Annotated in this window: 17 protein-coding genes; 15 read left to right on the top strand and 2 right to left on the bottom strand. The window is 38.9% G+C overall.

The features are described from left to right. Positions 1-264: 264 nt before the first annotated feature. Both M6D81_RS11875 and M6D81_RS11870 read left to right on the top strand, forming a co-directional pair. The gene (locus tag M6D81_RS11875) at positions 265-2,961 is read left to right on the top strand and encodes a hypothetical protein (protein ID WP_262677111.1); all 2,697 of its coding nucleotides are present in this window, start codon (positions 265-267) and stop codon (positions 2,959-2,961) included. A 571-nt stretch (positions 2,962-3,532) separates the two neighbouring features. Further along, positions 3,533-4,609 carry a BRO-N domain-containing protein gene (locus tag M6D81_RS11870; protein ID WP_262677109.1) on the top strand — a complete coding sequence of 359 codons (1,077 nt, stop codon included), beginning with the start codon at positions 3,533-3,535 and terminating at the stop codon, positions 4,607-4,609. Here M6D81_RS11870 and M6D81_RS11865 read toward each other — a convergent pair. Further along, positions 4,606-4,839, bottom strand: coding sequence for a hypothetical protein (locus M6D81_RS11865; protein ID WP_262677108.1), 234 nt, complete (start codon positions 4,837-4,839; stop codon positions 4,606-4,608). The genes M6D81_RS11870 and M6D81_RS11865 overlap by 4 nt on opposite strands. Positions 4,840-5,008: 169 nt before the next feature. On the opposite strand from M6D81_RS11865, the gene M6D81_RS11860 reads away from it, so the two are divergent. The 5 genes from M6D81_RS11860 (at position 5,009) to M6D81_RS11840 (ending at position 7,926) form a co-directional block, all read left to right on the top strand. Continuing rightward, a complete protein-coding gene (locus M6D81_RS11860) occupies positions 5,009-5,290 on the top strand; it encodes a YjcQ family protein (RefSeq protein WP_262677106.1) in 282 nt (93 codons plus the stop codon). Positions 5,291-5,331: 41 nt separating this feature from the next. After that, the gene (locus tag M6D81_RS11855) at positions 5,332-5,706 is read left to right on the top strand and encodes a DUF2513 domain-containing protein (protein ID WP_262677105.1); all 375 of its coding nucleotides are present in this window, start codon (positions 5,332-5,334) and stop codon (positions 5,704-5,706) included. 84 nt (positions 5,707-5,790) lie between these two features. Then, positions 5,791-6,168, top strand: coding sequence for a phage tail fiber protein (locus M6D81_RS11850; RefSeq protein ID WP_262677104.1), 378 nt, complete (start codon positions 5,791-5,793; stop codon positions 6,166-6,168). A gap of 306 nt (positions 6,169-6,474) precedes the next feature. Continuing rightward, the gene (locus tag M6D81_RS11845; protein WP_262677102.1) at positions 6,475-7,608 is read left to right on the top strand and encodes a hypothetical protein; all 1,134 of its coding nucleotides are present in this window, start codon (positions 6,475-6,477) and stop codon (positions 7,606-7,608) included. Beyond that, positions 7,609-7,926 (top strand): hypothetical protein, encoded by a 318-nt coding sequence (locus M6D81_RS11840; protein WP_262677101.1) that lies wholly within the window; start codon positions 7,609-7,611, stop codon positions 7,924-7,926. Positions 7,927-8,011: 85 nt separating this feature from the next. Here the strand turns inward: M6D81_RS11840 and M6D81_RS31805 are convergent, their stop codons facing one another. Next, on the bottom strand, positions 8,012-8,155 hold the full coding sequence (locus tag M6D81_RS31805) for a DUF2188 domain-containing protein (protein WP_410795727.1): 144 nt from the start codon (positions 8,153-8,155) through the stop codon (positions 8,012-8,014). Between the two features lie 468 nt (positions 8,156-8,623). Here M6D81_RS31805 and M6D81_RS31690 point away from each other — a divergent pair, with 468 nt between their 5' ends. From M6D81_RS31690 to M6D81_RS11805, 8 genes are all read left to right on the top strand, one after another. Continuing rightward, complete coding sequence (locus M6D81_RS31690; protein ID WP_317259117.1) at positions 8,624-8,917, top strand: HNH endonuclease; 294 nt, start codon at positions 8,624-8,626, stop codon at positions 8,915-8,917. Between the two features lie 139 nt (positions 8,918-9,056). Then, positions 9,057-9,437, top strand: coding sequence for a phage terminase small subunit P27 family (locus tag M6D81_RS11830; RefSeq protein ID WP_262677099.1), 381 nt, complete (start codon positions 9,057-9,059; stop codon positions 9,435-9,437). Positions 9,438-9,447: 10 nt separating this feature from the next. After that, positions 9,448-11,109: a terminase large subunit gene (locus M6D81_RS11825; RefSeq protein ID WP_262677098.1), complete on the top strand. Its 1,662-nt coding sequence runs from the start codon at positions 9,448-9,450 to the stop codon at positions 11,107-11,109. Beyond that, positions 11,106-11,270 (top strand): DUF1056 family protein, encoded by a 165-nt coding sequence (locus M6D81_RS31800; RefSeq protein ID WP_410795726.1) that lies wholly within the window; start codon positions 11,106-11,108, stop codon positions 11,268-11,270. The genes M6D81_RS11825 and M6D81_RS31800 overlap by 4 nt, the downstream gene beginning before the upstream one ends. A 7-nt stretch (positions 11,271-11,277) precedes the next feature. Further along, on the top strand, positions 11,278-12,498 hold the full coding sequence (locus tag M6D81_RS11820; RefSeq protein ID WP_262677096.1) for a phage portal protein: 1,221 nt from the start codon (positions 11,278-11,280) through the stop codon (positions 12,496-12,498). Between the two features lie 4 nt (positions 12,499-12,502). Continuing rightward, positions 12,503-13,204, top strand: a complete 702-nt coding sequence (locus M6D81_RS11815) for a head maturation protease, ClpP-related (RefSeq protein WP_262677095.1) — start codon at positions 12,503-12,505, stop codon at positions 13,202-13,204. A 26-nt stretch (positions 13,205-13,230) separates the two neighbouring features. Then, positions 13,231-13,446, top strand: a complete 216-nt coding sequence (locus M6D81_RS11810) for a hypothetical protein (protein WP_262677094.1) — start codon at positions 13,231-13,233, stop codon at positions 13,444-13,446. Next, entirely contained in the window at positions 13,433-14,590 is a 1,158-nt protein-coding gene (locus tag M6D81_RS11805; RefSeq protein ID WP_262677093.1) for a phage major capsid protein, read from the top strand. The genes M6D81_RS11810 and M6D81_RS11805 overlap by 14 nt, the downstream gene beginning before the upstream one ends. Positions 14,591-14,612: the final 22 nt, after the last annotated feature.

The following is a 14,612-nucleotide window of genomic DNA, read 5'->3' as shown; positions in this document are numbered from 1 at the left end:
TGCCGTACCACCCCTCGTGCTACGCACTTCACCCCTCACGGCTTATTCTGACTTCTGGATATCCGAATTCAGATCATCGTCACGCCAACGTGTTTTTCGTTGGTGGGGCGGACAAGCAAAGATGGTTTTCCTTTGCGCGTCAGGCACTTGGACTTGATTCCCTAATTATCCTAATCTGCACATCTATATACCTATATGCATAGTTACTGTAATAGATTTAGTTACAGATTAAATTAATCAAACCGAAATTTTAGGAGGAATTACATGACCGTTTTACATCCATCTGTTTACATACCATCAGTTCAAGCTTCTCATTTATATCTTCATCATGAGTATAACCAATCGTTGTACGTTAAGTATGTAGGTATGCTTCCTGCTTCTCTGGAGTTAAGTGAATTAATTAGACAGGGAGTCGTGCCAACTGATGGGGCTAAGCGCACATCCAATGCCATTATTTCTATCTCATTTAAGCAAGCGATTAAAACTCCAGCGGAGATGTTAGCCGACAAAAAGGACAGACTGATTAGGTTTGAAGCGGTTCTGGCGAAGTTACAGAGCAAGTATGATATGTCTAAAAACGAAGCGAATAAGAAGCTATATGAGGATAAGATTGAAATTCAGATGGATAAAATTAATAGTCTGTCACAGCAAATTGATGAGTTGAAAACAATGATTCAATCTGGTGTAGCATGGACTAAGATTAGTAATAAGGAACTACGCACACGTCTATATGAGAATGGATTCTCTATCACATCAGCTAATGGTATTGTTACACAATATAAGATTAGTCATCGAACCAGTGCAGCAGCTAGGACTGGCAAGGTTATCGCTGTACGTGCTGATTTATATGAGGAGATGAAGAATTGGAGACGTATGGGATTAGAATTAGACGGTAGAAAGGATATAGATTTTGTATCCGTATTGGCATATGAGTCTCTTACTTCATCAAGTGTCGAGGACATGATTGAGATTAATACAAATAGTATCCTTGTTATTGATAAAGGGGAAAGTAAATTTAGATACAACGCTATTCTCGTGTCATTGGATGCAGAGGGCAAAATGGTTAGTAAATCAGGGACAACTGACTTTAGTAATGAGATCTGGGATGGTCAGGCGTTGCTCGATGAAGAGTATTTTTATGATACTGATAAGTCGATGAAACTTTTGCGTCAGCATTGGTTCAAGGCCGCAGCTTTCCGTACTAATATTCAGCAATTCCTGTTGGATAAATGTCCTGATGGTGTTGAGTTTGATAATTGGTACTTGACCGATACATACGGCAATAATATGAAGGCAAGTAATATCCGAATGATCCTAACCGAATCAACACTAAAGTTTATGAAGGTGGCTCATGTGGTAGGGGACAAAAAGCAAATGTGGAAACATTGGTGCGAACGAGTTGAAGCAGATGGAAACTCGTTCGGAGTTGTCAAGCACGATAAACCAAGCAGACGAATGGAGGATAATAAGCCGGTTCGTACATTGTCGTACCAATACATTAATAGTCTGCTGATTACAGAGGGTCAAATTGCTACACTGTGCAAGTATGATCATGAGTACCTTGACAAATTGAAGAATGACCATGAATTCTTTATTGCTCATCTGGAACGAACAAGTAATGAAGTAAATGGAAATGAAATGATGGTTAAATTGTATCAACATAATCCTGCATTCATCGGTGTTGATTTCTTCCGATTGTTCAAGTCCAAGAAAATAGAGGATTGGAAGAAAGGATTGCTTGGTGGTAAGGTAAGTGTTAAAGGTGCAGATTACTATACACTGTTATCTAACCCCATTGAGATGTTGTATAAGGCTGTAAATATGAAGCCCAAGAAAAAAAGTACATTGAAAAAGTATCAAGTATACTGTAAAAGGTACGATTTCGATACGGATTTATGTGCTATGCGTAGTCCTCATACAGCAGCAAATAATGTAGTGTTGCTTAATAACACAGACAATGCGCTGATTAATGAGTATCTGCCGAATCTTAGCAAGTCGATTGTTGTTATCAATTGTATCGGTGTTCCTATACTCACTAAATTCAGTGGGGCAGACATGGACAGCGATTGCGTTTACATTAGCGATAGTAAAGTGTTGGTATCAGTTTCCAATAAATGCAAGAAGTATCCAGTTGTACAACATGATATTGATAATGAAACGAAGCCGTATACTGTATCACTCACAGATCAAGCTGAAATTGATATCAGTTTATGTAATGACTTTATCGGATCGGTTACAAATTCGGCAGCGTTATTGCTTAGTAGTATTTGGGACATGCAGAGCAAAGGAGAGGATACTACAGCACTTAATGATGATTTGTCTAAGTTGATTGTTATGCAGGGACTTGCGATCGACAGCGCCAAGCGCAAAAGTAAAGCGAATATTGATGGAGAGTTGAAGCAGATTAGTAAACCTAGCGTACATCCAATTTGGTGGAAATATAGACCAACTGATGATAATAAAAAAAAGGAGAAGAAAGAGAAGGGTAAAAAGAAAACGGCAAATGAAATAGATACAGAGATTGAAGCAGCTTGGAATTGTCCTATGGATAATATTGTGAAGCAATTTATTAAGACGAAACCTGCTGATGGTATCAAGAATGTTACTATCCAGAAGTTGCTTATCAAGAGAGAAGCAGGGAAAGCGAATAACAACCAATTTAATAAAGTTATTGATTTGCTTGATACTATGTCGCAGATTGACAAGTCACTCTATCGTAATGAGCAAATGACGGATGACGAGAAAGAAGAGAACATTATTGAGAAGCTGGACAACATGAGGGAACATATTGAGATTATCAAGAAGATGAAGATTAATGCAAATACTATGTATGCTATTATTTCTCATTATTTTAACGATAATAAACTCAAAGATGGAGGATATAAACGCATTACAGTTATAATGAAGGTATTATTTGAAGCGAAACATGATGTATTTATGTCATCATTTCACAAAAAATAAGTTTTTATAATTGAAAAAGTATCAAAAAAGCTATATATTATATAACTTTTTTGATACTCTATTAGATTACCTAGATGGGAAGGGAATGACTGAAGCGAAAGGTATACCAGTTTAGTTTGCGTCAGAATAAGAGTATGACAGTCATTCCTATTTTTATAAAAGCTATATCGACATTTGGATTTATTATAATACGATATATGATTTCAAGTCAAAAATAAATTATCCGCGCTATGCCTCCACAGGCAGATCCCCATCTTTCCACGGACTCTTCGCATTAGATTTGGTAATGCGATAATTAATAATATGGTTAGATATTTTGCGATTCTCGACAGTTTTATTGTCAATGAGATTACAATCGCAATTCCTCCGATAATCGCCAGCCTAGTGTTGGTGATTTGTATACAATGCCCAATGGCTATATTTATAAATCCGAGTGCTGCGGACGATAAGAATACAGCGGATCACCTATATTAGTTGAGATGACGCAAGAAACGAGAGCCGCCAGTATTGGTTGATGGCTCTTTTTTGCTTGTGCGAAAACTAATTTATATGAAAAGGTGAAGAAAAGAAAATGAGTAATGTACAAGTTTTTAAAAATGAATTGTTTGAAGTTGCAGCAAGAGAAAGTGGTATGAATGTTGAATTTGATGCTGAAACTGTAACCAAAGCATTAGGGTGGATTCAACATAAGAATGGAAGAGAATACGTTAGATGGGAAAGGTTAAATGGTTTCCTATCTGATTTTGATTATTCCCCATCAGTGGGGAAAGGTGATTTCATTCCTGAGCAATACGTTTATTTGCTCTTGATGAAAGCAGAGAATGATGTTGCAGTATCATTCCAAAGATTTATTGCATTTGATGTAATTCCGGCTATCCGCAAGAACAAGGTATATATTGATCCATCAGCTACAGATAAGGAGATTGATGCAGCTGTTCGGTTTGCTACTCCACAAAAACGGCGTAATGCATTGCTGGATGCCACAATTGACGGTAAAAGCAGTGTTTTTGCTGTATACGATGATATTAAGTCATACATAAACAAATGGACAGCAGATGAGAAGATTACGGTGTTACTACACATAGAAAGAGTCTTGACTGATAAACAAGTAGCGTATGGTAATGATGTTGCATTCGTACATAAGATTGAAGAGTTATTGCGTCAGGTCGCTAAAGACTTAGATAAGGTTAAAAATTGGAAGAATGGTGCTGTGAAACGTGGACTAAGTAAGGAGAATAAGAAACTCAAGGAACAAATTGATTACCTTAATCCTGAAATCGAGAACATGTATAAGGTTAACATTCATCCATTTAGTGAGAACTACATGTACGAGTTGGTGACATTTGGAGGAATGACAGTACAGCGGAAATCTAAAGCATACCTTAACTGGATAAGCAAATTTCCAGTGTCTGAACTGCCGGATATTTTTGAACTTGATGTTGATTTTAACAAGCCTGTTGAACTCATTTGTCACTTCGATCATATGGACAAATTTGACGTAATCAACCTTGATAAGTCGTTCGCAGATATGCTGGCTTTCCACTATGGATTCAATGACAATGTGATTAAGTCGAGTACACAAGAGACTAACAGACATGTTGGATCTTATGCTGAAGGGAAAATTTACTTTATGCTTCGCAATGTCTAAGCAGTGTAAAACTGACAATTACTCATTACATATCTACTATCCTCAGTGTCCTCAGCAACAATAATAAAATCACGGACTAATTGACCCTCAATCTCAGTTTGAAATTCGATTATATCCTTTATTAAAATCTCATCAATAAACTCAAACTGGATGAATACTGACACTGGCCGCTTGAAACTCTTTAATCGCTCTAACTCTGATAGTTCAGTGATTCGCTTTTGTTTAGACATAGAGACATACCCTCCAATTTAGATAAACTATGAATCATTATACAATAGCTCGGCATGGAAAACTAAATGTTATTTCGATAAAAGGGTGCTAATGACAAAAATGTTGATTTCTTATATAATGTGAATTACGAGAACGTGCGTTCTCGAATATTATGTTAGAGGTGATATAGTGAAACCTGAAAAACTCAACTATGCGATTCTTAAAGAAGTTGAAAAAGGCAATGTAAAATTTACTCACGATACGTATGGTGTAATTGAAGAAGATTTTATTGAGGCTATGCGGTATATTAGTCGAAATGGATACGTCAAAGGGATATTATGGGCTGACGATACTGCATACAATTATAATTTAATTCATCTTACTCCTACAGGTGAAGAGTTTATAAAGAATAATTCTATATTAGTTAAATCTTACAGTTTACTAAAGGAGCTTAGAGACTGGATTAAATGAGTATTATTTATATTTAATCACATTTTTTAGGAGGGGTAACTTTGAAGAGAGATATGGAATTAATAATCAAACTTTTAAAGATAATTGAAAATAGAACATCTGAGGAACCGGCTTCTGTTATACGATTAGACGGTTATGATAATAGTTTGGTGCAGTATAACCTTGGACTTATGTATGAATATGGATTAATAGATGCTATAGATATGTCAACATTAGATACGTCTGGTGAGATTAAAGAAATTTTACCGCTAAGACTTGAATGGAAAGGGCATGATTTTTTAGATGCTGCTAGAAGTGAAAATGTAGTAAATAGAGCGAAAGTTATAGCAAGTAAGCAAGGTATAGAGTTATTTAAAATGCCTATTGAAATTATAAAGAGTGTACTCGTTAAGGCAGCAACAGAGTTACTAATATAATTGAATATTAAATCTTAAAGCATCCTTCGAGGTGCTTTTTTTATTTATCGAAAATTACAAATATCATATAAGAGGTGTAAAAATATGGCAGGATCATTATCTAATTATGCAGAAAATAACGTGCTGGACACATTACTCAGCGGAACAAAGTATGTAGGATTGTTTACTGACGTGGCAGGTATAACCAGCGACGAACCGACAACGGAGGCAAACGGAACGAACTGCCCGGGGTATGCAAGACAGTCAGTGACACATGCAGCAGCATCCGGTGGTTTAAAGACAAGTAATGCAACCGTTACTTTTACAGCAACTGGTGCATGGGCAACTGTCCGTTATGTGGGTGTTTGGGATGCTGCAACAAACGGCAATTTGCTGTATTGGGCTGATATCACAGAAAAGACGCTGTTAGATACGGACGAACTCAGAATTGATACAGGGCAACTTAGTATCTCTATAGATTGAGGTGAAGGTCGTGAAATACAGTTGCAGAGGATATATACCAGTTAGCGACGGCAGTGCGATAGTGGCGACGATCAACAGTTACACACTTTGGAGACTAGTAACGCAAGATTCACAGGATGATCAAGGCAGGGACCTATTTACGTTTGAGGCGTGGGTAAATACAGAGGCAGACAAGACAGTGCTGTTTGATGACCTCAAGCCGTTTGTAAATACTCATGGTGGCTCGATTGACTGGCACGAATGCACCCATGACGAGTCTAACCCTCAACCTTGCGTTATTGCTGAGGCGTATACGGGGGAGAGTTGATGGCTACCTACCTACAGTTGGATGGGGTAGACGACGCATTCAAAATCCCCTCCCTCACCTTTACGAGAATAGTAATTGATATGACTGCGGAGTATATCGACGCTTGGGGTAAAGTTATCGGAAAACCTTTTGGCTATATCATTCAACAAAATTCAAACTCTGGCAACTTCCAATTTAACGCGGATCACGTAACCGCAGTCAATAGAGATGGGGTATCTCAAGCAGATATGACCCCGTTCGTAGAGTTGGGGGTTCGCCACGAATATGAGGTACTGACTTTACCCACCACTTTAGTTACGTACATCTATAATAACAACGGCTCAAGCGGATTTAGCAGCGGCAAGATATATGATCTAAAGTATTACAACGGTGCTTCTTTAGTTGCGCATTACGATATGTCTACGGTAACGGTACAAGATCAGTCAGGCAATGGCTATCATGCGACTCTAACGGGCGGTACTTGGCTTGATGATGGCGAAGGCGGGGGAGTAGTACACGATGTGAGTGCTGCATCTTCCAGTATTTCTGTCGCTTCATTGGCAGCGGTCAAGGTTTCAGTTGTGCAGGCTCAGGCAAATGTAGCATCCACAGCATCAGCCAGCAGCATAAAGTCAAGTATGATAAGTGCAATTGCACAATCATCGTCCAGCGCTGAAGCGTCTATATCATCAGATAGCAACATCACAGCATCGGCTTCGGTTGTTTCCAGTGCTTCTGCATTTATCACTGTCGTTTCTAAAGTCTTCGTTGCTTCTCAGAGCACTACTAATGCTATTGCTGCTGTTGTTAAACAGGTTAAGGTATCAGTAAACGCACAATCCCATTCAACAGCCACAGCGGGCGATGGCGGTCGTTCATTTTCAGTGTCTGCACATGCTCAATCTACTACATCAGCATCAGTTAGCGTGGTACGTAGAGCGTTCGCGGGCGGCGCGGCTGCTGCTGTATCGAGTGTGTGGGCGACTGTTGCAAAAATTGCACGCATCGTTGCAAAGGCTCAGGCTCAGTCTGTAGCAAGAGTTATAGAGAGTGCGCCAATCCGCAAAAAGGTATATTTACAGGCGAGTAGGCAATTATCGGTGCAGTTGCAGGCAAGCAGGCAAATAAGCGTCAGATTGCGAGGTGAAATGTAGATGTCAACCAATCAAAATTTCAGCTTATATGCAGGAGATACATTAGATATAGTTGTTGAGTTGGATAATGTTGATCTATCTGCTGCTACGATTAAATGGGCGATGACTACGCTTAATGGTAATGAGTATTTGATCTATAAGCAGACACCAGAGATTACAGTTGATGAGGATAATGGATTGATCATTTTTCGGCTTGAGAGTGCTGATACTATTGATTGTTTGGGCGATTATTATCACGAGTGTGAATTGACTGATGGAATTGGTAATGTGAGTACGATTATGACAGGACTAGTTAATATGAAACGGAGTAGAGTTTAGCAATATTATTATATGGATAAAAAGGCTCCAGACACATCGGGTATGTCTGGAGGAGAAAAAGGTTATGAAAATTAAGTGATGAATGTTAACCTCTTATATTACGTGGATCGTTTCCGTAAGAATTCTTTTCACGAAATTGACCATTTTTGCCTTGAATCGTATGTTCGAGTCCATCTCTAATAGCACGAGTTCTTGCATCAGCGATAGCCTCTCTATACTTTTGAGACACGATTATTACCGCCAATTTTGTTAGCCCACTTGTCTCCGTGCTTTACAGTGAAGATTTCAGACGACATTTGACCACCCTTTCTAATTGATTACTTTCTTCCTGCTCTTGATTGAGAAAGAACAGATCCAGCTAATGATTTAGCTGTCTTACTTGAAGAAGATGATGTAAGTACCTTTGAAGCTTTAGTAGACATAGCGGACGATGAGACTTTACGAGTGCTGCTTTTAGCCATTGAAAACACCTCAATTCAATTTGTGACTTCTGGTTACTATAACCAATTTATATCAATATGACGATTTAGTCAATCTATATATTGTTAATGTTCGTATTGTTCGTATCTATATATAGAAATATACAAAATTAGGTTGTGTTTGTTTGCCGATTAAGAAGGTATGTAGTCATGCTGCTTGCTCAGCGCTTATAGACGTTGGTAGTAAGTATTGCGATAAGCACAAAGACCAAGAACAGATGGTTAAGCGAGACAGGAATAAATATTATGATGAGAACAGGAGGAATAAGAAGGCTGCTGCATTTTATCATAGCAAAGAGTGGATAAGCATTAGGTTGACAGCAATGATTAGAGATAATTATCTATGCCAAAATTGCTTGGATGTGAAGAGGTTTGTTAATGCTGATGTAGTTGACCATACTCTGCCAATAAGTTTGAGATGGGATCTGAGATTGACGTTGAATAATCTTAGGTCTCTTTGTCATGCCTGTCATAATGCTAAGACTGCTGAAGACAAAAGGAGATATGAGTAAATGCATTAGTCAACTAAAGTAGAGTGAGGGGTAGGGAACATGTTAGAGGCAAAAAACCTATCACCGCGCGCCCAATCTCGTTTGCACCTCAACAGGATATTTTCAATAGGGGAGGTTTCCCAAGGAAGGAGTTGATTTAATGGATGACCAAATTAAAGCTCCATCATGGCTTAATAGCGATGCAAAAGCAAAGTTTAAACTTATACACGCTGCATTAAGTAGAGATGGAAAATGGCGTGATGGTGATGATATTGCATTGTCTGCTCTATGTGCCAGTTATCAGCATTGGATCGAAGCGGAGAAGGCAATCAAAAAAAATGGAAACTTATGTTTCACGACCGAAACAGGTTACAGACAACAGATTCCGGAAATCAGCATTGCCAATAATGCTATGAAACAGATGCTTTCCTTTATCAAGGAATTCGCTTTAACTCCGAGAGAGCGATCCAAACTGAAGGAATTAATACTTGAAGCAGACGATAATTCTGACTATGAAATGGAGGATATGATCCAAAAGTAAAGGTGATTGAATGAATGAATACGCAAATCAGCAGATTGCTATACAGACAAGCGGAAACATTGATAAATGGATAGCAGAGTTACAGGCTAAGTATGATGATGATAAGTATTATTTCGATGCTGACGAAGCTCACAAATTCCATAATTTTGTCTCTAAATTGGAGCTAGATAAGGGTAAAAAAGGGCAGAAAATTAAACTTCTCAAGTTTCAATTTATGATATGTACCAGCATCATTTGTGTTAAGAAGCGTTCTGATGGCTTCAGGCGATATCGTGAGGCTCACATCAACATTCCCCGTAAGAATGGCAAGGGATTCATTATTGCCTGTATCATTACCTACCTCTATTACTGTAAAAATGAATTCGGCTCTGCAATCCTGGTCACAGCAAATACAACTAAACAGGCAGGCGAATTGTTCGATACTATTAAGTATATGATTTCTAACAATGTTACCCTTAAAAAGTACGTGAAGATAAAAGATAGCCGTAAAATCATCGAGAAACCTAATGTGAATAGTAAATTACAGGTTATCAGCTCTGATGCCTCTAATGCGGACTCCTATGCTGGGCTATACTGTATTCTCGATGAAATTCATGAATCAAAGAACGGTGCATTATATGATAAATTGCGTACGGGTATGGGGATTTGGGACGAGCCGCTATTGCTTACCTTAACAACGGCATCTTCAGGCAACGATCCAACGAATCTTGAGATGGAACTATATACATATGCAAAGGAAATCGAAGCAGGTAGGACTCATAATGAGTCCTTTTTCTATGCCATCTATGAAGCTGATAAAGGCTGTAAACTCGATGATGAGGAACAGTGGTTCAAGGCTAATCCTGCATTGGGAGTATTTCGTAAGTATGAGGACGTTAAGGATCTGGCACAAAAAGCTATCAAGTTAAAGACAAGAGAAGCAGCGTTTAGGCGATTATATCTCAATCAACATGTTGCACTTGAAGGCGAAACCGCAATCAACATGAATCTGTGGCGTAACTGTATTGCTGATATCCGACTAGAAGAGCTAATTGGTCTGCCTAGTTGGTGCGGTCTTGATATGTCAGCAGTAAATGACGTGACCGCATTCGTTCAAGTTTTCTACGATGATAGTTGTGACAAATATATCATCTACCCTCATCTATTTACTCCGAAAAACACCCTCCATGAACGAAGCGAACGAGACAATATTCGATATGATGTCTTTGTTGATAAAGGATATATGACTGTTTTAGACGGTGACTTCATTAATTTTGAGCAACTATTTAGCTACATTAATGAACTGAATGGGCAGCACATTATCGAAGAGATTGGATTTGACCGTTGGGGAGCAATTGGTATCATTTCAGCACTCGAAAAGGATTATACCGTTGTTACAATGGGGCAAGGTGGCAAGACAATGGCACCAGCAATAAGTGATTTCGAGAACCTCCTTATGGAAAATCGACTTATCATTTCCAATAATCCTGTACTCAGCTGGATGGCTGGTAATGTCGTTGCTACAGATTCGAATGGAGTTAAATATGACAAAAAGAAGAGTCGAAATAAGATTGATGGAATCATTGCTATGCTTATGGGGCTATCGCGAGCTATTGCTAATACTACTGCTGCCGATAATACTCCTCAGCCATTAACAGAGGAATATCTAAAGGAATTTTGGGGGATGGAATGAAGAAACTAGCTGACTATATTGACGATTTATTGATAGGCGCAGGCTTGCTAATAGCGACCCTGACGACATTTTTAATAAATTGTATTGCAGGGCTGTACACTCTTAGTACGGTTCTTTTTGTTGTTGGACTGTTTTTTGCCATTACATCACGAAAGGAGTGAAATATAATTGGGAATTCTCAGTAACAGAATCAACCGCTCAATCAACATAAGAAACTCGGTCAGTGATGGCTTAATGCAGATTTTCGGGATTAATGATGGTCAAATAGGAACACATGTACTTGGCGAAGCGACATACTTTACGAGTCTTAAGATGCTTAGTCAAAGTGTCGGGAAGCTTGATCTGGAACTGTATCGTGATAAGAGCGATAGCAGCACCATTGACCATAAACATTATCTCAATGGCGTATTACGTAGACCAAATCCGCATATGACTGCATTCCAATTTTGGGGTTGCCTAGAATTACATAAAAATCATTATGGGAATGGCTATGCCTACGTACATACCGAGCGAGGTAAAGTTAAAAGCCTACATATATTAGATAGCGAACGAGTTCAACCGTGGATTGATGATGCTGGATTATGGTCGAATGACGGGAGTGTTTGGTATGTCTATACGGATATTAAGGGTAGGCAATACAAACTATCTCACGATCAGGTCATTCATCATAAGTCCAGTGTTAGTTTTAATGGCATTACTGGCTTATCAGCAAGGGAATGTCTATGTCTAGCCTTTGATAATGCTAAAGCAGGGCAAAAGTATATAAATACACTCTTCAATAACGGTCTGACAGCCGGTTCTGTAGTCTATTACACTGGTGATCTTGATGAGAAGGGGAAAATACTGATTCAACAGAAATTAATGAGCCTTGGCGGTGGAAGCCAGAATGCTGGCGGTATTTTACCTTTGCCTTTGGGTATGGAGTTGAAGCAGCTATCACAAAATCTTGTTAATTCGCAGTTTTTAGAACTGAATAAGTACAATGCTACTCAGATCAGTGCAGTTTTTGGTATCAAACCGTCGATGCTTAACGATTACTCCAACAGTAAATATGCCAGTGTGGAGACAGAACAGCAATCATTTTATGTCGATACGTTAATGCCCATTCTGGTGCCGTTAGAAGATGAAATTTCATACAAGTTATTGATGAGGAATGAGTTTAACAGTGGCTATAACTTCGAATTTAACATTGATGCTGTAATTAGAGCCGACTTTAAGACTCGAATCGAAGCACTATCTCAAGCCGTTGACAAAGGTATCTTTACTCCTAATGAGGCTCGTAAGACTGAAGGGAAGCCTCCTGTAACAGATGGGGATACACCACTCGTCAACGGAACATACGTACCACTCTCGATGGTAGGTAAACCAATTCCGAGAGGAGGTGAATAGATAAATGGAATGGCTAAATGTGAAAAATGGTGTTGAGAAAGCTGAATTGTACATATATGGGGACATCGTAGGATCTGAATGGGATAAATGGACTGATGCTGACACAGCTCCAGAAGATGTGTTGAAGCTTCTTGCTGAGATTGGTGAAAATAAACCTTTGGACATTTTTGTCAATAGTGGCGGTGGAAGCGTGTTTGCTGGATTAGCCATTTATAATGTTCTTAAGCGTCATAAGGGCTATAAAACAGTACATGTTGATGGGGTAGCAGCGTCTATTGCTAGTGTAATTATGCTTGCTGGTGACAAGGTTATTATTCCTGCAAACAGCATGACGATGATCCATAAAGCATGGATGTTTACTATGGGAAATTCAAACGACCTTCGTAAAGCTGCTGATGATCTTGACCGAATAGAAACTGCTATTCACGCTGTGTATGAGGAAAATCTCCAAGAAGGCGTAAGTATTGATACGATTAAAGACATGATGGTAGCCGAAACATGGCTAAACGGCATGGAAGCAGCTCAATACTTCAAAATTGAAGTAGGCGAAGCAAATCAAATGGCCGCTTGTGCGAAAAGCAATTACTATCAGAACTATTTAAGAGTCCCAGACCTGAATGTTGCTGAAATTGCTGAGAATAAGCAAGATGATCAACAAATCAAAATGGAAATTGAGAAACTGAGTCTGCAACTCCAATTGTTGTAGGCTCTTTTGTTTGGAGTGAGAAGCAAATGAAGACTATTGCTCAATATCAGGATGAAATTATGAGCCTTATTAAGGAAGGCAAGTATAACGAAGCTAGAGTGCTGAAGGAAGAGATGCGAAAGGTTCAGCGATTAGAGCGTGCCGCAGACACTGTGCAAATCGATAAACTAGATGTCAAAGATAAACCAACCAAAAAAACAGCTAAAAAAGCAAAGGGGAATATCAAAAATGAAGAAAATTGACGAGATGAAGCAACAACTTGAATCTATGAAAGTAGAAGCACAAGCACATCTAGATAAAAATGAAGTTACTGAAGCTAAAGCCAAGATAGAAGAAGTTAAATCGATGAAAGAGGCTATTGCTATCCAAGAGGCTCTTGACGCTGAACATGAAACTGAAATCACAAACAAAATGAACAAAGACAAGGGAGACGATACACAAATGAAGGACGTCAAACAAACAGCAAATGCAATGAGAGCAATTATTAAAGCAAGCATGGGTAAGCAATTGACGGAAGCTGAGAACGCATTGCTTGTTCCTGCAACTGGTGACGGTACAAATGGTGAAGGGTTTATTCTGCCGAAGGATATTCGTACATTGATTCAAGAGAAAATCCGTCAATACAAATCTTTGCGCGATATAACAGGTTACTATCCGACTACTGCATTAACTGGTTCGTTCCCTGTTGAAGATGTTGAGACGTTCTCCGAGCTAGTAGACTTTACTGATGGTACTGACGGTACTGAGCCAACTGACATCAAATTTAAGAATGTAGCTTTTGCACTTAAGCAAAAAGGCGCAATCTTGGCTTTGTCTAATACATTACTTAAGATGACTGACAATGCGCTTATTCAGTATATCGCTGGCGTGTTTGCTAAGAAAGCTGTTGTCACTGAAAACAAAATGGCAATTGCAAAAATTGAAGCTGCCAAAACTAAGAAAGCAATTGCTGACTGGAAAGCATTAAAGAAATCGATCAATGTAGATCTGGACGAAGGTGTAAAATACGGCGCTGCCATTGTTACAAATCAAGACGGTTGGAACGTTCTTGATGAAGCGGTTGACTTGGATGGTCACCCTGTTCTGCAACCAGATCCTACAAATGCAACACGCAAACTGTTTGCCGGTCTGCCAGTACATGTCTACTCCAATGCAATGATTCCAACTGTTGATGACGCAGGCACTTTGAAGGCTCCTGTATACTATGGCAATCTGTCTGAGGCTATCAAATTTGTTGATACAAACAATTATGCATTTGCAACGTCTGAACATGCTGGCTTTACGAAAAACGTTACATATGCTCGTGTCATCGAAAATGTTGATGTAATCCAAGTTGATTCCAGCGACAAAATGTACATTGTTGGTTCGATGGTAGTAACCGCCTAAAAATGAAATAAAGGGGAGAGAT

The sequence above is a fragment of the Paenibacillus sp. J5C2022 genome, assembly GCF_025567625.1.
In the GTDB taxonomy this organism is placed as follows: domain Bacteria; phylum Bacillota; class Bacilli; order Paenibacillales; family Paenibacillaceae; genus Pristimantibacillus.
Note: the sequence above shows the minus strand (reverse complement) of the source record. Positions and strands in the feature narration are given on the sequence as shown.